General features: G+C 41.7%; 25 protein-coding genes and 2 pseudogenes. 10 read left to right on the top strand and 17 right to left on the bottom strand.

Annotated features, from left to right (window positions below; translation table 11 throughout):
* Positions 1-23 precede the first annotated feature (23 nt).
* The 3 genes from KUH03_RS39610 to KUH03_RS39600 form a co-directional block, all read right to left on the bottom strand.
* The gene (locus tag KUH03_RS39610; RefSeq protein WP_257090110.1) at positions 24-671 is read right to left on the bottom strand and encodes an MIP family channel protein; all 648 of its coding nucleotides are present in this window, start codon (positions 669-671) and stop codon (positions 24-26) included.
* Positions 617-739, bottom strand: a complete 123-nt coding sequence (locus KUH03_RS39605; RefSeq protein WP_257090109.1) for a hypothetical protein — start codon at positions 737-739, stop codon at positions 617-619. The genes KUH03_RS39610 and KUH03_RS39605 overlap by 55 nt, the downstream gene beginning before the upstream one ends.
* A gap of 156 nt (positions 740-895) precedes the next feature.
* Positions 896-1,804 (bottom strand): nitronate monooxygenase family protein, encoded by a 909-nt coding sequence (locus KUH03_RS39600; protein ID WP_257090108.1) that lies wholly within the window; start codon positions 1,802-1,804, stop codon positions 896-898.
* Positions 1,805-2,170: 366 nt separating this feature from the next.
* Between KUH03_RS39600 and KUH03_RS39595 the strand changes: the two genes are divergently transcribed.
* From KUH03_RS39595 to KUH03_RS49865, 3 genes are all read left to right on the top strand, one after another.
* On the top strand, positions 2,171-2,980 hold the full coding sequence (locus KUH03_RS39595) for a 2-hydroxyacid dehydrogenase (protein WP_306429883.1): 810 nt from the start codon (positions 2,171-2,173) through the stop codon (positions 2,978-2,980).
* A gap of 170 nt (positions 2,981-3,150) precedes the next feature.
* Positions 3,151-3,894, top strand: a complete 744-nt coding sequence (locus KUH03_RS39590) for a DMT family transporter (RefSeq protein WP_257090107.1) — start codon at positions 3,151-3,153, stop codon at positions 3,892-3,894.
* Positions 3,831-4,094: an EamA family transporter gene (locus KUH03_RS49865; RefSeq protein ID WP_373564894.1), complete on the top strand. Its 264-nt coding sequence runs from the start codon at positions 3,831-3,833 to the stop codon at positions 4,092-4,094. Before KUH03_RS39590 ends, KUH03_RS49865 begins: the two co-directional genes overlap by 64 nt.
* A gap of 6 nt (positions 4,095-4,100) precedes the next feature.
* Here the strand turns inward: KUH03_RS49865 and KUH03_RS39585 are convergent, their stop codons facing one another.
* The gene (locus KUH03_RS39585) at positions 4,101-4,376 is read right to left on the bottom strand and encodes a winged helix-turn-helix transcriptional regulator (RefSeq protein ID WP_373564893.1); all 276 of its coding nucleotides are present in this window, start codon (positions 4,374-4,376) and stop codon (positions 4,101-4,103) included.
* Positions 4,377-4,558: 182 nt separating this feature from the next.
* Here KUH03_RS39585 and KUH03_RS39575 point away from each other — a divergent pair.
* Positions 4,559-5,706, top strand: a pseudogene (locus KUH03_RS39575) (MFS transporter).
* Positions 5,707-5,907: 201 nt separating this feature from the next.
* On the opposite strand, the gene KUH03_RS39570 reads toward KUH03_RS39575, so the two are convergent.
* The 9 genes and pseudogenes from KUH03_RS39570 to KUH03_RS39530 all read right to left on the bottom strand — a co-directional run bounded on the left by KUH03_RS39570 (position 5,908) and on the right by KUH03_RS39530 (position 15,227).
* Positions 5,908-6,621, bottom strand: a complete 714-nt coding sequence (locus tag KUH03_RS39570) for a hypothetical protein (protein WP_257090104.1) — start codon at positions 6,619-6,621, stop codon at positions 5,908-5,910.
* Positions 6,622-6,682: 61 nt separating this feature from the next.
* Complete coding sequence (locus KUH03_RS39565) at positions 6,683-6,955, bottom strand: hypothetical protein (protein ID WP_257090103.1); 273 nt, start codon at positions 6,953-6,955, stop codon at positions 6,683-6,685.
* Positions 6,956-6,971: 16 nt separating this feature from the next.
* Entirely contained in the window at positions 6,972-7,346 is a 375-nt protein-coding gene (locus KUH03_RS39560) for an OB-fold nucleic acid binding domain-containing protein (protein WP_257097764.1), read from the bottom strand.
* A 300-nt stretch (positions 7,347-7,646) separates the two neighbouring features.
* Positions 7,647-10,098 (bottom strand): annotated as a pseudogene (locus tag KUH03_RS39555) (error-prone DNA polymerase); the annotation flags it as partial.
* Between the two features lie 202 nt (positions 10,099-10,300).
* Complete coding sequence (locus KUH03_RS39550; RefSeq protein ID WP_257090102.1) at positions 10,301-11,674, bottom strand: DNA polymerase Y family protein; 1,374 nt, start codon at positions 11,672-11,674, stop codon at positions 10,301-10,303.
* Complete coding sequence (locus KUH03_RS39545; RefSeq protein ID WP_257090101.1) at positions 11,671-12,267, bottom strand: ImuA family protein; 597 nt, start codon at positions 12,265-12,267, stop codon at positions 11,671-11,673. Before KUH03_RS39545 ends, KUH03_RS39550 begins: the two co-directional genes overlap by 4 nt.
* Before the next feature lie 286 nt (positions 12,268-12,553).
* Positions 12,554-13,288, bottom strand: coding sequence for a LytTR family DNA-binding domain-containing protein (locus KUH03_RS39540; protein ID WP_223580074.1), 735 nt, complete (start codon positions 13,286-13,288; stop codon positions 12,554-12,556).
* A gap of 86 nt (positions 13,289-13,374) precedes the next feature.
* A complete protein-coding gene (locus KUH03_RS39535; RefSeq protein ID WP_257090100.1) occupies positions 13,375-14,400 on the bottom strand; it encodes a sensor histidine kinase in 1,026 nt (341 codons plus the stop codon).
* On the bottom strand, positions 14,397-15,227 hold the full coding sequence (locus tag KUH03_RS39530; protein ID WP_257090099.1) for a hypothetical protein: 831 nt from the start codon (positions 15,225-15,227) through the stop codon (positions 14,397-14,399). The genes KUH03_RS39535 and KUH03_RS39530 overlap by 4 nt, the downstream gene beginning before the upstream one ends.
* 538 nt (positions 15,228-15,765) lie before the next feature.
* Between KUH03_RS39530 and lgt the strand changes: the two genes are divergently transcribed.
* The gene (gene lgt, locus KUH03_RS39525; RefSeq protein WP_257090098.1) at positions 15,766-16,647 is read left to right on the top strand and encodes a prolipoprotein diacylglyceryl transferase; all 882 of its coding nucleotides are present in this window, start codon (positions 15,766-15,768) and stop codon (positions 16,645-16,647) included.
* On the opposite strand, the gene KUH03_RS39520 is transcribed toward lgt, so the two are convergent.
* Positions 16,626-17,288, bottom strand: a complete 663-nt coding sequence (locus KUH03_RS39520) for a response regulator transcription factor (protein WP_257090097.1) — start codon at positions 17,286-17,288, stop codon at positions 16,626-16,628. The two genes, lgt and KUH03_RS39520, sit on opposite strands and share 22 nt — an antisense overlap.
* Positions 17,289-17,610: 322 nt before the next feature.
* Between KUH03_RS39520 and KUH03_RS39515 the strand changes: the two genes are divergently transcribed.
* The 5 genes from KUH03_RS39515 to KUH03_RS39495 are packed head-to-tail and all read left to right on the top strand — an operon-like array spanning position 17,611 to position 19,680.
* On the top strand, positions 17,611-18,543 hold the full coding sequence (locus KUH03_RS39515; protein ID WP_257090096.1) for a PAS domain-containing protein: 933 nt from the start codon (positions 17,611-17,613) through the stop codon (positions 18,541-18,543).
* Positions 18,471-18,827, top strand: coding sequence for a PAS domain-containing protein (locus KUH03_RS39510; RefSeq protein ID WP_257090095.1), 357 nt, complete (start codon positions 18,471-18,473; stop codon positions 18,825-18,827). The genes KUH03_RS39515 and KUH03_RS39510 overlap by 73 nt, the downstream gene beginning before the upstream one ends.
* A 25-nt stretch (positions 18,828-18,852) precedes the next feature.
* The gene (locus KUH03_RS39505; protein ID WP_257090094.1) at positions 18,853-19,098 is read left to right on the top strand and encodes a histidine kinase dimerization/phospho-acceptor domain-containing protein; all 246 of its coding nucleotides are present in this window, start codon (positions 18,853-18,855) and stop codon (positions 19,096-19,098) included.
* Positions 19,099-19,111: 13 nt separating this feature from the next.
* Positions 19,112-19,486: a hypothetical protein gene (locus KUH03_RS39500; RefSeq protein ID WP_257090093.1), complete on the top strand. Its 375-nt coding sequence runs from the start codon at positions 19,112-19,114 to the stop codon at positions 19,484-19,486.
* Positions 19,483-19,680 carry an ATP-binding protein gene (locus tag KUH03_RS39495; protein WP_257090092.1) on the top strand — a complete coding sequence of 66 codons (198 nt, stop codon included), beginning with the start codon at positions 19,483-19,485 and terminating at the stop codon, positions 19,678-19,680. The genes KUH03_RS39500 and KUH03_RS39495 overlap by 4 nt, the downstream gene beginning before the upstream one ends.
* A gap of 206 nt (positions 19,681-19,886) precedes the next feature.
* Here KUH03_RS39495 and KUH03_RS39490 read toward each other — a convergent pair whose 3' ends face one another.
* The 3 genes from KUH03_RS39490 to KUH03_RS39480 are packed head-to-tail and all read right to left on the bottom strand — an operon-like array spanning position 19,887 to position 20,487.
* A complete protein-coding gene (locus KUH03_RS39490; RefSeq protein WP_257090091.1) occupies positions 19,887-20,078 on the bottom strand; it encodes a hypothetical protein in 192 nt (63 codons plus the stop codon).
* Between the two features lie 14 nt (positions 20,079-20,092).
* A complete protein-coding gene (locus KUH03_RS39485; RefSeq protein WP_257090090.1) occupies positions 20,093-20,302 on the bottom strand; it encodes a phytase in 210 nt (69 codons plus the stop codon).
* Entirely contained in the window at positions 20,299-20,487 is a 189-nt protein-coding gene (locus KUH03_RS39480) for a phytase (RefSeq protein ID WP_257090089.1), read from the bottom strand. Before KUH03_RS39480 ends, KUH03_RS39485 begins: the two co-directional genes overlap by 4 nt.
* Between the last annotated feature and the right edge of the window lie 75 nt (positions 20,488-20,562).

The following is a 20,562-nucleotide window of genomic DNA, read 5'->3' as shown; positions in this document are numbered from 1 at the left end:
GCGCGCTTCTTTTATACCAAAAATTAATCTTTAGGTTCCAGCGCTCTCCACACGCCAGCTGCGACAGCAGCGCCAACTAACGGTGCCACGATAAATAACCACAGCTGCGATAATGCATTGCCTCCAGCAAGAATCGCTGGTCCAAATGAGCGCGCAGGATTAACCGAAGTACCTGTCACCGGGATCGCCACCAAGTGGATCAAAAGCAATGTAAATCCGATAGCTAAGCCTGCCATAGTACCATTACCTACCTTTGAGGTTGTAGCCAATATGACAAAAAGAAAGAGAAAAGTTAAAACGGCTTCGATTAGAAAGGCTGAAGTTTGACCATACTCGTTTTGATAACCTTTTCCCCATCCATTGGATCCGTAAGCCCACTCTCCTGCCGAAAAGCCGGCTAATTGCCCACTCAAAATCTGTTGCAATACAAAGGCACCCAAAAGTGCACCGATAAACTGCGCAATGATATAGACAATCGCGTCCTTAGCGGACATTTTTCCGGCCAGTAGTACGCCTACTGTCACAGCTGGGTTAATATGACAGCCCGAAATCCCTCCAATGGCGTAGGCGAAAACCACGACCGAAAGACCAAACGCTACCGCAATACCCAAGAGGCCTAGCCCTGAAAGTCCCCCATGGTATTGGCTCCAGCAATCGCGGCCGCACCACAACCAAACAGTACCAAACCAAATGTTCCAATTAGTTCGGCAACAAACTTTGAAGATGTTTTAATTTCCATATGAATCTGTTTATAACTTAGTTAACTCTAATTTAATCATTTTTTATATAAAACAAGAACAACGAATAAATTATTGTAGAACAATATCTACATCCCTATGGAATCAAAGCAACCCTATATTTCTAGTTATATTGGATATGACTTGGTTATTTCGGTTCAATCTGTCAGCGCTTCAACTTCCCGGATCAGTGCCTGAAGGATATCCCCTGTCGAACCATCCCGATAGGGATGAATGGATTGCCCTAGCCAGATACCGACAAAATCTATATTTTTATTCGCTTTGGCAGCCGTTCTCAACGCATTCGTCAACTTATTTTGATAGGGATAAGGTAAAATATAATCCGTCCTATCCAAGGTCTCAATAAAAGTGTTCTTTATCGCCCTGGTAAACCGTCCCGAAAAACTCCGGGTCAATACAATATCTGATTCCTTCACCCTACTTAGACGTTGTTTTTCAAAATCCAACAACGCACTTTCCTCAGATTTAAGCAATAAACTTCCGACCTGAAAACCAGCCGCTCCCAATTGTCTCGCCGCAAGCAAGGTATTGGCATTGTATATCCCGCCTGCATAGATCAAGGGTTTACTTATATGATCATGTACTTGCGACAACAATGCCAGTCCGCCAATCCGTGGGATAGCGATATCATTGAAGCTTCCGCGATGGCCACCAGCCTCTAGCCCCTGTACACAAATAATATCAACACCCGATTTTTCCAATATCAGGGCCTCCTCAACGGATGTGCAGGTACCGATCAGGATAATCTTATTTTCCTTTAAAAGGCCTATGCTCCCATCGTCTAGATTGCCAAAAATAAAACTGACGATTTTGCACTGGCTTGCGATAATAGCAGCTACTTGTTCTCGATAATCCGTCAAATGAATTTCCTCAAACTTCGGCAGCAAGACCGCTAGTCCATGTTGACGAGCTAATGCTGTTACAAAGGAACTCACCTTATCATAGTGGGATCTCAGACTTTCTGACACCTCAGGCATGCTATTGACGAAAATATTGACTGCAAAAGGCTGTGTCGTCAGCTTTTTCGTTGCAGCAATGGCATCCATACATTTTCGTAGGATAAATCTCCAAGGGCCAATGTACCTAAAGCGCCAATTCCTGAAGCCGCTGCAACCATTTCGGGGTTGTAACACCAAACATAGGCGCCTGTACGATCGGATATTTTGTGCCTAATAGCTGTGTAATTTGAGTTGACCAGTTCATGATGAAGTGATTTTTATCGGCAAAAGTTAAATCGGATAAGTTGATTATAATTTCAAACTAATTTACCGCTTTTATTGGGCTTTTTGCAAGCATCAACCGCATTTATTCGACAAACTTTAAACCAGATAAAAAATTAATACTGTATATTTACTTAGGAAATACAATTTTATGAAAATAGCTTTCTTTTCAACCAAACCATACGATAAAATATTTTTGAACGGGAAAACGAAACCTACCGTTTTCAATTCAATTTTTATGAAACCCATCTCGGCCCCCATATTGTCAACGCAATTGACAATGAAGAGGTTGTTTGTGTTTTTGTCAATGACAAGTTGGACCGCAAGGTGATAGAAATCCTTGCTCAAAAAGGCGTAAAATTAATCGCCTTGCGATGTGCAGGTTTCAATAATGTAGATTTGGATGCGGCGAAAGAATTTGGTATCCAAGTCTGTCGTGTACCCGCATATTCTCCTGAAGCCGTTGCCGAACACACGATGGCTATGCTACTGACACTCAACCGAAAAACACATAAAGCCTATAATCGCGTCCGTGAGCAAAACTTTGCCTTAAACGGCTTGTTGGGCTTCAATATCCATCAAAAGAAGATTGGTGTTATCGGAACAGGGAAAATCGGTAAAGCGTTTATCCGAATTGCCCTCGGGTTTGGAGCGGAGGTCATCGCGTATGATCTGTATCCTGATCAGGATCTGATCACAGCCGGTGTTCAGTATACATCTCTTGATCAATTATTTAGGGACTCCGATATCATCTCATTGCATTGTCCCCTTACACCAGACAACCATTACCTCATCAATAAAGAATCGCTAGCAAAAATGAAGGATGGGGTTACCATTATCAATACGAGTCGCGGTAATCTTATTCATACCAATGATGCCATTAGCGCATTGAAAGAGCGAAAAATAGGATTGTTAGGAATTGATGTTTATGAACAGGAAGAGAAACTATTTTTAAAGATCTCTCCACCGTTATTATCGAAGATGACACCATTCAGTTGTTGATGAGTTTTCCAAATGTCTTAGTTACAGCACATCAGGCCTTTTTCACAACGGAAGCATTAACCCAAATTTCTCAACGCACATTAAAAAGTATTGCTGATATATTATCCACCGGCACCACCGACAATGAGGTGATCTTATAGCAGTACATCCAAAGGTCATTAATTTTTAACATGAATAATACAGAGAACAATAAAGTTTTGAAAGGCTTTTTATTGGCTGTTAGCGCAGCCATACTTTGGGGTGTTTCCGGAACTTTTGGTCAATTTCTTTTTCAACAACGAGGGGTAAATGTCGAATGGCTGATTACCATTAGAATGTTGGTAACAGGCGCTGTCCTACTAATTTTAGCAGGAGCAAATAACCGAAGGGACTTATGGTCTATCTGGAGCAACCGCAAAGATGCCATTGACCTGCTCTTATTTAGTATTGTTGGTGTGCTTGCTGTTCAATATTCTTATTTTGCTGCGATTAACTATTCCAATGCTGCTACAGCAACGGTGATGCAATACACCGGTCCGGTTATGATCGCGATCTATATTGCGTTAAAAGAGCGGAAATTTCCCAATGGCAAAACATGCTTGGCAATTTTACTGGCCGTATTAGGTACGTTTTTGCTGGTCACCCATGGTAAAATAGGAACATTGTCGATCTCTGGAATTGCGCTGTTCTTTGGATTAGTGTCGGCAGTAACACTGGCCTTTTATACCTTACAACCTGTTCATCTCCTTAATAAGTATAAGTCAACAGTTGTCATTGGCTGGGGTATGCTCATCGGCGGAATTGCATTTTGTTTTGTCAGGGCTCCTTGGGATGTAGCTGGTGTCTGGGATATACAGACCTATAGCTATACATCGTTTATCGTTATTTTGGAACCCTCATCCCTTTTTACGCGTACCTCACAGCAGTCAAATTAATTGGCGGTCAAAAAACCAGCCTTCTCGCTTCCGCTGAACCTTTATCAGCGGCATTACTGGCGGTATTATGGCTTAATACACCTTTTGCCTTTACAGACTGGATGGGTACTGCTTGCATTATCCTGACGATTGTTTTATTGGGGACCTCAAAAAAGAAGAAATGCATACTGTGTAGACAACTACCAGGATGCATTTCCTAATCCTTCCTATACACGCTCACTTTTATAGCTTAACCACCATTCATCGAGCCGCTCTATAATTGGTAACAATGTTTTTCCCAGATCGCTGAGTTTATATTCTACCCGTGGTGGTGATTCTGCATAAATCTGTCGGCACAGGATACCATCGCGTTCCAGCTCCCGTAGTTGTACCGTTAATGTTGTCTGTGCCATATCATCCATTTCCCTACGCAATTCTCCAAACCGCTTAGGACACTCTCTTGCAATGGCCTTGATCAGTAAAACCTTCCATTTTCCACCTATTATCTTGAAAATACCATTGACATCGCAACAACTTCCAAAAAACTCACTTTTTTTTTTCGTCCATAATCACCTCATACTGACCATTAGTTCATAAAACCATACCAAGTACATAATTTATAACTACTTGATCATAAAAAATTTCCAAACTACTTTTGAGTATAAAATTATCAAAAACTTTCTATATGCGCTTCCAAATTAAAGATTTGCTTCATATTTCTATCTTATCCATTGGCATCTTTTTGTTTGTCATCGATCTATTCATTATCAATGTTTCTTTACCGACCATACAGCATGCCTTGGATCTGAGTAATAGTGCAACGCAATGGATTATTATTCTATATATTATTGGGTATGCTAGTCTGTTGATCAATGCAGGCAATGCCGGAGATTATTTTGGCAAAAGAAATTATACCTACTGGGTATGGCCGGTTTTACTTTTGCGTCGCTCTTATGTGGACTGTCAACCAATATCTATTTCTTACTAATCGGCAGGCTGCTCCAGGGAATTAGTTCAGGTATGATGGTACCACAGGGCATCGCATTAATTACCTTACTTTTTGAAGATGCGACAAAACGATCAATGGCATTGGGAATATATGGCAGTATTGCAGGTGTTGCCTCTGTCATTGGTCAGCTGCTCGGTGGCCTGCTTCCGGATCAATCCTGGATACCGGAAAGCTGGCGTCTTATTTTCCTAATAAATATTCCTATTGGTGTCCTTGCCTGTATTGCCGCTTATCGTTATGTCCCCAGTGATCAGGTAAATCCAAAATCCTCGATCTCATTTATACCGATGCTGACTTTGTTTATACTCATGATAGGCATGATATACCCCTTGATCATGGGACCTGAATTGCATTGGCCGATCTGGTGTATCCTGCTGTTGGGGACCGTACTCATCTTAACGCTATTGTTCCTGAAAAAGCAGAAGAAGCTATACCAAACCGGACAACAGGCACTTTTTAACTTCTCACTCTTCCGCAGCCAGGTCTTCAACCTTGGGCTGGTAGCTGCACTAGCCTATTACATGGTTCAGGATGCCTATTTTATTATTAATTCCAATTATTTACAGAATCACAAGAGCTACACGGCTACCATGACCGGTGTCGCTTTCGTTTACCAAGGTATTGGGTACGTCGTTGCAAGCCTTATGGTCAACAAGTTGATTCAACGTTATGGGAAAGCAGTGGTGCTGGCCGGATTGGGCACAATGGTTATAGGACTGTTCTTTCATCTGCTCGTTTTCAACAAAGAGACTATCGCGACGGATCAGCTTCATCTGCTCTTTTTCATTTATGGGCTTGGATGTGGTAGTGTACTCCCTCCCTGATGACACTTGCATTAAAAGATGTCAACAAGGAATTAATTGGTGTAGGATCCGCCATCTACCTCACGATACAACAGCTGTCTATCTGCCTCGGTATTGCTTTTGTTGTTGGACTTTTCCTATACGAAAAAGGAAACACCTTCTTCCAGCTGAATAATGTCACTGCTGCTTATGGTTATGCGACGACAGTATCTATGCTATTACTCATCTTTGTTGGCTGTTGTATCGCCTACTTACCGACAAATCGGAAAAAGAAAGACAACTGTACCACCGCTCAGCAGCATCATGACTGTGAAGTACTGAATTAATCTTTTCCTTCGTATTTTTTGAATAATGCATAATCATACGGTATGTGCATACTGAGGACTTTGCTTCCCATGTATCTCCACCTTCAGGCAGATAGAAATCATAGGCGTTGTCAAGGAAATTCTCCCCATTGGGAGCTTCTTGCCAAGTCTTCTTTTCGCGGTTATAGAGTAATATCATGCAGCTTACACAGTGTTGGTTGCCCTCTTTCTTGGGGTTTTCATAACATTTGCCAATTTTGATATTCAGTTTTTGTTCGATAATAATAGCTGTCAATCGCTTGTTCGTGAGATAGATTAAAGCCAATTGTGCATCTTCATCTGTGGGAGAGTTCTTGGCAGGAATTAATTTATCAAATTGCGCGTTTTTAATCTTTGCTATCTCAGCCGATTTGAATTCAGGAGCAAGAAGATTGGTATCTACAGGACGAAAGTCCTCCACATCAGCTACACGGGTGACACCGGGTTCTAAGGAAGATCCCCGTGCTGCTGTATCAGCATCCAATGCAGCCGTCCCCTCATCATTTTTCCCAAATACCTGAGCTAGTTCCGACAAATGATGTCCGATATGGTTAAAACCAACAACATAACGTAAAAAAACAAAACCTATCACAAGTACAGCTAAGCCTATTATTAAGCCCTTTTACTCCCTGCCCCTTTGCTTTTGTCTTTTTCTACTTCCAAAAAGAAGATGGGACAGGCTCTTGACGAGTAGTGGAATTGCTGTGCGGAACTTCATCGTAATCAACTAAAAACAAGTCTTTACCATCAAAAAGATCAATATGTCCATCTTCGAACATTTGAACAATATCGCGGGCCGTTTTCAATTTTACATTTGCGCGATTGGCGATCAGTTTAATAGCACCATCGTAATTGTCCTGTTTAATTAGATCAACAATTATTTCTTTATCGATTTCTATCTTGTTGACGAGAATAGTTTTGTTCATCTGCTTGTATCTTCTTTCAGTTGATTCCTGTTATACCATGTTCTTTACGAGGTTCAAAAATGAGATTAATAAATGGAAGATCAATGAAAATTCCGTCCTTTATAAAAATATCATTCACCGGCTCATCCTCTTCGGCCAGATTTTTTAATAAACCGGACATATCAAAGCAACGTTCGGCAATGACATGGATCACCTCTCCCTCTACCTGTACTTTTCCGGCAACCATAAACAATTTAGCCCGAAGGATCTCCTTTCGGTATTTTTCGAATATCTTACTCCAGATAACCACATTTGCAAATCCGGTATCATCTTCAATGGTCACAAATAGCACGCCTTTGGATGTCCCCGGACGCTGTCGCACTGTAATTAATCCGCATACCTTTACGGGCATATTATTTTTGATCAGGTTTAATTTTTCAGTTGGAACAACGTGAAGCAGATCCAATTTGTCACGCAGGAAACTTACGGGATGCGCTTTGATGGACAAACCGGTTCTTGCATAATCCGCTACAACATGTTGGCTGGGACGCAACAAGGGTAGCTCAATCTGCCCTTCTATACCTTGTGGTGAAGGTTTCCCTTCAAATAATCCAATGGGACGATCCCCTAAAGCAGTGATTTCCCACAATGCCCTCCGGCGATCGATGCCCAGTGAACGGAAAGCATCCGCTTCAGCCAGCCTTTCCAGGGCAGACAGGGACAACCCAATTTCCATCATCGTTGTGATAGCCGAATATCCATGTTGGCGCGCTGAGGTCAGCAACAGCGCTTCTTCTTCCGAAAATCCCTTGATCTGACGTAAGCCCAACCGCAGCGCATGTGGGCGCCCCATTTCCCCTTCCAGGGTATTATCCCAGTGGGAATGGTTGATATCTATGGGAAGAACTTTCACCCCATGGCGCTCCGCATCTATAACGATCTGCGCAGGCTGATAGAATCCCATAGGCTGACTATTGAGCAAAGATGCTGCAAAAATATCGGGATAATGGCATTTGATCCAGGATGAAACATAGACCAGCAGTGCAAAAGATGCCGCATGGCTTTCCGGAAAGCCGTAACTTCCGAATCCTTCCAGTTGACGAAAAACCCGTTCGGCAAATTCTACGGTATAATCTTTCTTCACCATACCATCGATCATCTTTTGCTTAAACACCGACACCTGCCCTTTTGCTTTAAAGGTCGCCATACTGCGGCGCAGTTCATCCGCCTCGGCAGGTGTAAATCCAGCCGCAACAATCGCAATCTCCATAGCCTGTTCCTGAAACAGCGGGACACCAAGCGTTTTTTCCAAAATCGCCCTAATTTCCTCTTTAGGATAGTCCACAGCCTCTTCCTTATTACGACGGCGCAGGTACGGATGCACCATATCCCCTGTATCGGTCCCGGACGTACAATGGCCACTTCAATAACCAGATCATAAAATATCCTTGGCTTTAGTCGTGGCAGCATGGACATCTGCGCCCGGCTCTCAATCTGAAATACCCCAGGGTATCGGCATGACAGATCATATCATATACCTTTGGATCTTCAACTTCTCCAATCTTGGCCAACGTCAGATCCAGCCCATAATGCCTTTTGGCAAGATCAAAAGCTTTCCGGATACAGGTCAGCATCCCCAATGCCAGTACATCTACTTTGAGGAAACCCAGCGCCTCCAGATCATCTTTGTTCCACTCCAGGTTGGTCCTATTATCCATACGGGCATTTACCAATGGACAGAGTTCATGCAGATTACCCTGTGTAATAACAAAACCACCGGTATGCTGCCCCAGCTGCCTTGGAAACCCGATATACTGATGCGTCAATTCGAGTACCTTACGCAAATGCGGATCGTCGGGATTAAAGCCTTGTTCCTTCAAGCGCTCCAGATCAATATAATCATCCCAATGACTGCTGACCACGCCGGCCAGACGGCCGACAGTATCCATGGATAGCCCCATGGCTTTCCCGACATCACGTACAGCCCCTTTGGCGCGTACCTGCGTTACTGTCGCCACAATAGCCGCACGATTGCGACCATATTTCTCATAGATATACTGAATCACCTCTTCACGGCGTTCATGTTCAAAATCCACATCGATATCGGGTGGTTCATCCCGCGCATCGGACATAAACCGAGCAAAGAGCAACCTGAATTCGGCAGGATTGACTGAAGTAATGCCTAGGCAATAACAAATCGTCGAATTGGCCGCCGAGCCACGTCCTTGACATAAAATACCCCTTTCTTTTGCAAAACGCACATAATCATAGACGGTCAGAAAATAAGAAGCGTAGTCCTTCCGCTCAATAAAATCAAGTTCCATCTGGATGGTATCCCGGATAGTATCAGGGATTTGATCACCAAACCTATCTTTCGCCCCTTTCCATGTCAAATAGACCAATTCCTCCTGCGCGGTACGCCCATTAGAAGACAGTTCATCTGGATAAACATATTTTAGATCATCCAGGGAGAAGCTACATGCTGCTGCTATTTCCATGGTCCGTGCGATGGCTTCAGGATAAGGTCTAAACAGGCGCTCCATCTCTGCTATAGGTTTCAGATACCGTTCGGCATTGGGGTACAATTTAAATCCTGCATTTTGAATGCTGCATTTCTCTCGGATGCAGGTTAAAACATCCTGTAGTTCCCGCCGTTCGGGTACATGATAATAGACATCCCCAAAGCAACAAGGGAATAGCAAGGTTGTCACCCAATTGTTGCATACGGAACAGGAGCTTTGCATCATCACCACGGTATAGCCGTTTGACCCCAAATACAGGGCAGCGCCCAGTTGCTGCTTATATTCCGTTACAAAAGCGAGAAAATCGGCTTCCAGTTCAAATTTGGCCGTTAACCGGGTGGGTGGACAAATGATAAATCGAATTCCTTCCCTATACTGATAAACATCCGACCGATAGAGATGACATTTTCCTTTTTCAGCCCGCAGGTTGCCTACAGTCAATAAAGATGACAACCGTCCATAAGCTTCTTTATCAGTTGGATAAGCCAATAAACTTGGACCATCCTGTAAGTCCAGGCGACAAGCTGGAATAAGTGTAATACCATGCTTCTTTGCGGCAGTATGGGCGCGAACAATACCAGCAAAACTATTCCGGTCAGTAACCGCAATTTTGCGGTACCCCAATTGTGCTGCACGTTCCATCAGTTCTTCCGGATGGGAAGCTCCTTCCAAAAAACTAAAATTGCTCGTTATCTGTAATTCACAATAACCCATCATTATGCAAAAAAACCATGTAAAAACCATTGATTGGGCAAACTGTCGTCGTAATGCCCCGAACGGTAAAGCCAAAATCGCTGACCTTTCTCATCCTCAACGGCATAATAATCACGATGTTCACCTTTATCTATCCACCATTCCCGTTCAATGCGCTCCGGCCCATCCGCCTTTTTAATGGTATAGACTTCCCTTTATAGCGAAATAACAATGGTGGATAATCGGGAATAGGTGCTGTAACCAGAATAGGTTCTGGTATGCTCAACAGACGTGTGGGCCGGGGTCTTTCCGTTTGCCAGTCAACAGTGGCGACTTCCTGGACTGAATTGGCAGTTTTCATGGAGCGCTCAGGCCAATAATGTGCTGCGGGCAAATAACGGGAAATATCACAGCTGGGGTCTCTGCTTTTCAGACGATCCAATAATTCGGTCACCATGGGATTATCTAGTCCAATACGATTGCCCCATAAATTCTCCTGAACAGGATCGGCCTCTTCAACCTTGGGTACCTCCAAGATAAACAGTTCAATACCCAATGCAGGTTCTATTTGTGCGATCTTCAAGGCAAATAACTGAAACAAGTGCTGTTCATGCGCTGTCGCCCGATTGGTTCCGATGTTGATCTGTTCGATTTTTCCGTCAACGCGGTGACATTGCAGTACCGCCTCCCGTACACCTTTACCTTCCCCAATCAGGCGTTTACAGATTGCGTGTAAAAGCTGCTGGAGGGCAAGCTCAATACCATCGGCTGTACGGATCGGTTCCAGACAGGGCAACCGTTCTTCATAGGGAAAGATCGGCTTTATGGAAACAATAAATTCATCTTCATGCCCAATAGCCTGATCCAGGCGAAGGAGCAAATGATTTCCAAAACGCCTCCGTAATGCTGTACGCGGCATGGCCGCAAAACTTCCAATTGTTTTCAAGCCAAGGCTTTGTAATCGTGCTAATACGGCGGCTTCCAGTCGTAATGCCTGGGCTGGTAAAGTCAATAAGGCGTCAAACTGCCTATCCGTCTTTACAATGCTGTTTTCCTTGCCAAAACGGGCTATTGCCCAAGCTGCACCGATGGTATCTGCAATACAGGTCTGTACATCGTAGCCATGTTGCTTAAACCTGGAAACAATATGCTTTAGATAAGATTCTTCTCCACCCCAAAGGTGGGCACAACCACTGATATCCAAAATCATTCCTTCGGGCGGGTCTATCGCTACGACAGGTGTATACCTGATACACCAATGTGCAATGCTTTGGAGCAATTTTTCCGTTAATCCCGGACGTTCATTGATCACTTTTAAGGAGGGTAAAAATGCCTTTGCATCAGCAATGGCCAAACCGGGATATATACCTTCCTGTTCAGCCAGATGATTACTGGCATTGACGATCAGCTTTCCATGGGTGGAAATTGCCAATACAAAAGGTATTCCCCTGAGCTGGGGATGCCCAATCGCCATCCAGTCTGTTTTTAGATGGCGAAACCACAGGGATGCAAATCGCTTTTTCATGCCAATCCCCGATTATGATAAGATGGTGCCCAGCCTTCAGTCTCTTGCCTTGTTTTAGCAACAGGCTCAAAGCCGCCAGCACTCCATGTCATCTGCCATCGCCCCGGATTTCCGTTCCGAACTTTCAACAAGGCTATATCCCAACTTGGATAGCCAATTCCCGGCAGTCCATCTTCCAATTGGCTTGGCAGCGAGCTAATTTTCCATCGTGCAGCACAGGCTGTTGCTCCCAGTAACTTCGGGTTGTGCTGCAGGATAAATCCCGTTACTGCACTTTTCTCCACGGCCAGCTGCAAGCGCCGCGACTGTACGAAGTCCAAATGATGTATCTCTGCCAGTACAGCCGTTATGCCTTCACACTTTAGGGCCTCTTCCATCGCCCATAAAACATCCTTTTCCCGTTCCATACGGACGAAAATGACATTTTCAGGTACAACACCAAACGATTTCAGGGCAGTAGGAAATAGTGTATGAAAGCAACTTATCCAAATGCAGATCCCACCATTACGCATCAACTTGCCCAACAGACCGCTGATAAAACCACAAGAAACGGCTCCTCCTATCCGATCAAAACTAACAAATTCGTGAATCACTCCCTAGGGAAAATTCCATTGGGGAAAGCCCCTCCAATGGACCAAGGCCTATCGGAAGTACATCAGCCGATTTTTGTGGTACTCCCTGCCATACCAACAGGTCCTTTTTCAATTGGCCGATTAAAGCTTTTTTTTGTTAATAACATAGCCACCTCCGTCTTAAGTTTAAGCAAATTTAATACTAATAATTTTAGTATTAAAGCGAAGCTGCTATATTTTTTAGCTTTTCAGAATTTATAAATATGGGTAAGCCTTCTTTTCGGTTCCAAAAGAACTTACGTTCCCATTAGAAATCATTCAGAAATTGCTGAATAACATCCTTCTTTCTCGTCGCTACAGGAATCATTTTCCCATCTGCCATCTCCAACTGACCATCTTTAAAATATTTTTTAATATAGTTTGCATTGATCAGATAAGATTGATGACATCGGATAAACTCTGTTTCGGGCAACATGGTTTCGAAGTGTTTCAATACTTTAGAAACCATCATAGGCTTGTTGTCTTTGATATAAAATGTGGTATATCCCTTGTCGCCATGGCAATAAAGCACGTCGTCGATATTCACAATCTGTGTATATTCAAAAGTACGCAAAGCTATTTTCTTAGGTTTATTAGGCGCCTTTAGATAGCTCTCCGCCATATTTAACTGCATGCTATTGAATCGATATTCAGTATTCTTTTTATAACATTTTTCGATCGCTTCGATAAACTGATCGGGCACCAAAGGTTTCAACAGATAAGCAATGGCACCGATATTAAGAGCTTCAATGGCGTATTGATTGAATGCTGTAATAAAAATCGTATTGATATCCAATTTAAGTTCAGAGAGAAAGGATAAACTTGAACCATCTTTCAGCTGAATGTCAGCGAGAATTAAATCGGGGTTGGTTGCCAGTAGTTCTCGCTCGGCCTGTGCAATGGAAGGGCTGTAACCGACGATTTGAACATAAGGGATACTATCCAGGAGTGACTTTATATACAAGTATATATTATACTCATCTTCAAGAATATAAACTTTCATAATACTGATTTTTTAGTTAAAATATAAAACAAGTGGAATATAAATTTCGACTTTATAACCACGCTGATCATCGCTATAGTTTGGTGTTATTTCAATCCGTGCTTCTGGTTCAGCATCCGCAAACAAAAGCTCCAGACGTTCTTTTGTAATAATCTGGGATAAGGACGTCTTGTGAGAAACCTGTTCCTTATGCACCTGCATCCCCAGCCATTGTCACAGATGCTGACATGCAGTTGGTTTTCATGTGTACGGAAAGAAATCTCCAGTTGTCCCATATAAGGTAAATTCTTAAATGCATGCTCAATGGCGTTTTCCACAAATGGCTGTATAATCATCGGTGGAATCATGACATCATCCAGATCCAGATCGTCGGTCTCAATCTGAAAACCAAACACATCTTGATAACGCATCTGCTGTAAAAGTATATAATTATTTAATGATTTAATTTCCTGATCCAATGAAATATATTCTTCCCTATTCAATTCAAGAATATCACGGATCTGACGTGATAATAAGAGCAGATATTGATTAGCCTTTGCCTTTTGTTCACTACTGATCAATCCTTGTAGGTTGGCGATAGCATTGTATATAAAATGTGGATTTAGTTGGTTTTGCCTTGTTTTTTGTTCTAAAATAAGCTGTCTATTCTCCGCGAGAATACGTTGATTGATATTCTGCAACAATTTCTGTTTGTTTCTGAAATAGATAAAAAATGCAATACTGAATACCAGGGCCAATAGAATAACAAATATCCAGCGTTGTTGGACCAATATCTTATGGTTGAATGCATTCGTCGTTCGCAACAGCGTAATCGCCTGATCCTTTTTCTCTGTTTGGTATTTTGTATTGATATCGTTGATTTTTTCGGCCTCGATCCGCTGTGTGCTCCGTTTATAATCTTGAAAACTTGAATCCAATGCAAAATAGGCCCGTTCATAATCTCCTTTTAATGCATAAGCTACTTGCAGATTCTTATAATAAAACATTTTATTATGGTTAATCTTATGCTTTTTAATAAATCGGAGACCAGCATTAAAATAAAATATGGCCGAATCCACCTGATTATTGTTTAGGAAATTCTTACCAAGATTTGCAAAAATATATGCATTCAAGGTATTGGTTGCCTGTAAATAATTGAAGTACTTTTGGAGGCCTCTAGCGCTTTTGAGTTGTTTTCGATACTAAAATAATACTGCGACTGTAAGTCATACATACGCATGATAATGGCCGAATCTTTTGTTGCATTTGCATAGTGTTTACAACTGTCCAGGGTACCTTTTAGTTTTTCAAAATCATGCAAAGCCATATATTGCATAAATTTCATCTCCTGGTAGGCCTGAGAGACATGTGCATTCGATTTATTGGGATGATAATGATACCAGGACTCCACATCCTTTAGCGCCTGTCGATATTCTCCCTGCCGGTATTCCGCATTGGCCAATAGATTATAAAACAGAAAGGTAAACACACTTTCATGTGCTAAAGCATACTCTTTCGCATCAATAATCTGCTCCATCATCGTTCCGCTGGTTACATCATGAAAACTGAAATTGGCACGAATCCCCAGATAATCCTTTAAAACAGCCAAATCCGAAGATAATTTTTGCCCTTCCAGATTTTTTAGCGCAATTTCGACGGAATCTATATTATCATCCAGTAAATATTCGTAGGCCAACAGAATCGAACTGTAAGGAGAATGCTCAAAATAGCCATCTTTAAGCAGTTCATTTCTTTTCTTGTTTACAAGGGCTGCACTCTTGAAATCCTGTGTTGAAAGATAGCGCAGCATCACATTCTCATAGCTCAGGTCAAGAGAGTCGTTGGCTACGACCGTAGCCTTCTGTGCGTCCTGGGGCTTATTCTGATGACAAGAAAATAACTGGACCAGCAGTAAAATCACAATAAGACAGTAAAACGCTCCAGTTCTATATAATTTCATCAGAATATTTATTAATTCACTTTTGTTCTTCTCCAAAGGTATACGTATGTCCTTCTGTAATTTTCTGTAATTTAAAATAATAATGCCGCTATGATGAGTACGATATTTTAAACGTTAAGGTATAACGCTCATCAGAGTTCCGTCAATAAGTAATCGAATATCGGAATATTCCCAACAAAACAATATACCTGAGTTCAAAAATATTTAACTTTCCTGATATTTAAGTAGACTCATAATGGATAAAGATACACAGAAGTATGCTACCTAAGATTCATCCTTTAGCAGGTAGGTCCACCATCTTTAAATCAAGTTGTTTATAACAAAAAATTTCGTCATGCGGTCTTACTAACAAACAAATATACAGGATCGAAAAAAGATAAATCAGGCATTTTAACAATCGTACGGGCAGCATCAATATTTGTATTGAATGATCGAGTTTTAGAACCAACAACGCAGCTTTGAACTTATTTTCATGATTTAATGTAACAAAAGACCATCTCCTTATACTAATACCATACACTAAATATTTTAAGGCATAATGACGAGTAGCTTAATATTGAATTTCATCACTTGGGATGTCAATAGCGACATCTTTACCATACCGATCATCAATCACCCTATCCGTTGGTACGGCATATTTTGGCTACTTGGAATTATCCTATGCTACAGACTGTTATGGACAATGTTTAAAAAGGAAGGCCGAGCGGTTGATTTTTTGGATCAGCTTAGTATCTATATTGTCTTGGGCACAATTATAGGCGCACGTTTGGGACATGTCTTATTTTATGATCCCTCGTATTATTTCAGTAATCCGCTAAAGATCTTCGCCATATGGGAAGGTGGTCTGGCTAGTCATGGCGGTGGTATTGGTATTTTGGTCGCTATTTTCTTGTTCGCGAAGAAGCAAAAGCTTCCCTTCCTTTGGGTTGCAGATCGAATCGCATTGGTGGTCCCTATCGCTGGAGCCTGTATCCGCCTGGGTAATCTAATGAATTCGGAGATGATCGGTACGCCAACAAACATGCCCTGGGCTTTTATCTTTACTTCTATTGATCAAATACCACGACATCCGGCTCAATTATATGAAGCGTTGTTTTGTATGATACTATTCCTGTTACTACGTTATCTTTGGACAAAACCGATCCTAAAAAACAACATTGGCAATTGCTTCGCTTTATTGTTAATCCTATTGTTTTCCTTTCGATTTTTAGATGAGTTTCTAAAACTCAATCAGGAAGATTTTGAAAATTCATTGTTCATTAATATGGGACAGCTACTGAGTATTCCATTTATACTTATCGGATCTGTTTTACTTATCATCAACAGTAGAAAAAAACACAACAGCAGTTGCAAACCAAAAGTTAGTCAAGCAGGAATCAATTGGATTATTTTAATGGACTATTTGAGAATACCGGATTGAAAGGCAACCTTAACAAGTTCTGCCGTATTTTTTACATTCATTTTTTCGATCAAACTTTGTCGATGGCCCTCTATTGTGCGTTTGCTCAAAAAGATTTTGTCGGCAATCTCCATATTCGTAAAACCATCAGCGATCAATTTCAGCACTTCCAGTTCGCGTTCACTGATATCAAAGTCAGTTAGCGAACGGTTTGGTAAATCCGTATAATTTTCACCAGAGACCACCTGATCAAGCAGCGCCATACTAATTTCTTCACTCATGTATTTACCCCCATTAGCCACATGGTTTAGTCCAAAAAGAAGCTCGTTATAATCCACGTTTTTAAGAAGGTAACCCGAAAGGCCGTGCTTAAACCCTTCTATAACATAATGGATCTGATTCAACATCGAAAGGATGACAACCTTAATGGATGGATACTTGGCTTTGATCACACGCAACAACTCCATGCCGTCCATATGATCCATACTGATATCCGTTAAGATAATCTCAGGCAATAATTCGTTGCACAGGAGTTGAAGTGCCTCATTGCCATCCGAAGCCTCCCCGATGACGACAAAGTCCTCTTGAGATTCCAATAACAATTTAATACCATTACGTACGACCATATGATCTTCAACCAATAGTATCTTCACCTTACCCATCTTTTGCAATATTTAATAAAAATTTATCTTTCTTCTTTCTCCAAACAGTATGCTACTATGGAGTTCAGTTGCATTTTTACCTTGAAAGACCCAGAAACCTCTTGTACCTCCAGCCCTACTCCGCCTACTGTCCAAACTGGCACAACCTGAATAAAGGTACAAAATTCTATCCATTTAAAGGACTTTATAAAGACATTCCATTGGCACTTATTTCAGAAAGAGAAACCATTAAACACTAAATTTTAAAGAAAGTTTCGGAAGGATCTGGAAAGGGAACAATATTTGTTTTAAACTAAATAGCATTTTATTTTTTTGAAACTTTATGATCCGTTCCGACCAAGATATTTTAACTATACTCAGCACCGCATCGGGGGCTTGTGCGATTTATGATAGTCCTGAGCTTTATATATCCTATGCCAGTGCAAGAATGCTCCAGTTGTGGAATTGTGATGAAACTGCCCTTGGTCAGCGGCTGGAAGATTGTATTATACAGGAGGATCTCCATGCTCGTATCTCCAAATTAAAACAGGTGTGGTTTAGCCAGAAAACCCTGCTAGAAGAAAATGTATCAATCAGACTTGGTCTGGAAGGGCAATCCGATAGGTATAACTGCAGCATAAAATACCAGCCCCTTATCAATGCAGCAGGAGAAATGTATGGTATATATCAAGAAATAAATATTATTCCCCATCATATGCCGATCGCCCAACAGTCGGATGAAAAGAATAACATTGAGCAAAAACTTCTTGAGGATCTACTAACTCCAAAATACAGTCTGGAAGGAAACATTCATGCAGTCACCAGTTTAAATAAATATCCATTACCGGACCGGGAAACCAAAAATTTAAACCAGAAACTAAAAGCAGCACTAAAGAAAATCATTGAAAGCGAAGAGCATTATCATTTCGCACTACAATCTGCCGAAATGGGGACTTGGAATCTAAACTGTAAGAGCTACATTGTACACTGGGATGAACGTACACGTGAGCTCTTTGGCTTTGCCAAGGGTGAGGCTGTTCCTTATAGCGAGGTTTTACGCTATATACACCCCGAAGATAGGAACAGAATAGATCGGGAAGTCAAAAAATCATTGAGTTATCAAAATAAGGGTGTTTATGATGTACAGTTTCGTACTATTGGTGCCGAGGATCAAAAGTTACGCTGGCTCCATTGCAAGGGAAAATGTATTTTGATCAGGACCAACAGCCGGAATGGTTTGCCGGCACCACGCTGGATATTACACAACAGCATGTAGAGCGTGAACAACTGGAGGCCATTAATACCTTGATCGCAAAGAAAGACCAAGAGTTTAGAATGATCGTGGAGGTTGCAGGAATTGGCATCTTTTCCATTGACCTAGAATCCAGGAAAATGGAACTCAATGATCAATGTCGCGAACTTTTTGGCTTTGATCACCAACGAGAAATACAGGAAGTGGATTTTTTCACCCAGATCCTACCGCAATACCGGGATAAGATACGTCATATCTTTCAGGAGGTTGTATCCAAACAGTCCCCTTTGACTGTCAATGTGAAATAGAAGATAAAAAAACAGGCAAAATAAAATGGCTTCGATCTGTTGGTGGTGGACAATTATCGGCCGATTCAAACCGACAAATCATATACGGTGCAATATTCGATACAACCAACGACAAAGAGGAGGAAAGAAAAAACTGGACTTTATCAGTATCGCAAGCCATGAATTGAAGACTCCTTTGACCTCACTGATTGCCTACATACAGCTCTTGCTTACAAAGGAGCAGACACTCAGTTCGGAAAAAAAGACTACAATATCTCCATCAATCAAATGAGCAGGCTACACGCATGCGTGGACTGATCGAGGGTTTCCTGAATGTATCCCAGCTCAATGAGGGGAAATTATTGCTCCACAAAAATACATTTCGCATCTGTACACTGATAGATTACATCCGTAACATCTATTCACTAAAACCCATCAAGCATCTTATTCATTACACCGGAGCAACCCATTCCAGACAAGAAATAGTCGCTGACCGTGATAAGATCGAACAGGTGATCATTAATTTCATCGACAACGCCATTAAATACGCTCCCACCAATTCGAACATTATCATGGATGTTCTGGTGGATGACCATTATTTTAATGTAAAAGTCAGCGATCAGGAAGAGGCATCAGTGACAAGCACCAAAAACAGATTTTTAATAAATTCTATCGGGTGAATGATTCAACAGATAGTTACGCCTCTGGATTCGGTATCGGATTGTTTATCTGCCGAGAAATTATCCAAAAACATCAGGGAGAAATTGGTGTGGACAGCACACTCGGTGAAGGTTCGACATTCTGGTTTAAGGTCCCTATCCATTGTCGGGAATTACCTGTAACTGCTACGCATAATGCATCTAAACAGGATTGATTAATGCTTTGCTTACACTGAGAAAGACCATATTTCTTTCTGAGAGCTTGATTCGCTATCACCAATAGGAATCAGCTGTAGCGTATAAATTGTACGAACAGGATTGATGAAGACTTCACTTGTGTTATCACTGCACGGACATCCAGGATCTTAAAAACAATAGCAGTAAGGGCATTATTCCTTAAAAAGCAACAGCTGTACGTCAATTATACAACTGTTGCCTTATACTTTATCAGTCTTCTCGAAAGACTATTTCTTTTTAGCTCCTGCCCAGCGATATCTTCCCAACGGTAATAGTGAAAAGTCTTATCATCGCTCATGGCAACAAATAAACCATGCTGAAATGTATCATTTAGACGGATAGACACGACGTCCGAACCATCACTTTGTGTAGCCATAACGGGCACCGTCTTTAAATGAGTATGTTCAAATGGGTTTGACTTTGTACCCTCACGGCTAAAAATCTGAAAGCGGTTAGCCCCTGATCGGAAACCAAAATATAGCCCGTACTATCCGTCAATTTATAAATTGAAATACCCTCATGGTCTTCTGTGAAACCTTCGGTCGCAAACAAGGCCAACTGTTGATTGCCCTTTGTAGGATCTGCATAATACTGTTTCACCCCACTTGTTCATCCGAATAGTAGATATAGCCGAGTTCATTGTCTACAGCGATGGCTTCAATTTCTTTCTTTCCACTGAATGAACCAAACTTACGGACTAAGGTGGCCTTCACAGCACCGGCACCATTATCCGTCAAGAGATATTGGCCCAAGTACCCCTCTTTGGGACCATTTTTTCTTCCCACAATGGCATAGATCTCCCCTTCGGTGAGGTATAAAGTGCTATTCCCATCAGATCCCTGAAATCAGGTTCTGTTTCC

The sequence above is a fragment of the Sphingobacterium sp. E70 genome, assembly GCF_019285695.1.
Taxonomy (GTDB): domain Bacteria; phylum Bacteroidota; class Bacteroidia; order Sphingobacteriales; family Sphingobacteriaceae; genus Sphingobacterium; species Sphingobacterium detergens.
The sequence above is the reverse complement of the archived record's forward strand: the minus strand, read 5'-3'. Positions and strand labels throughout refer to the sequence as shown.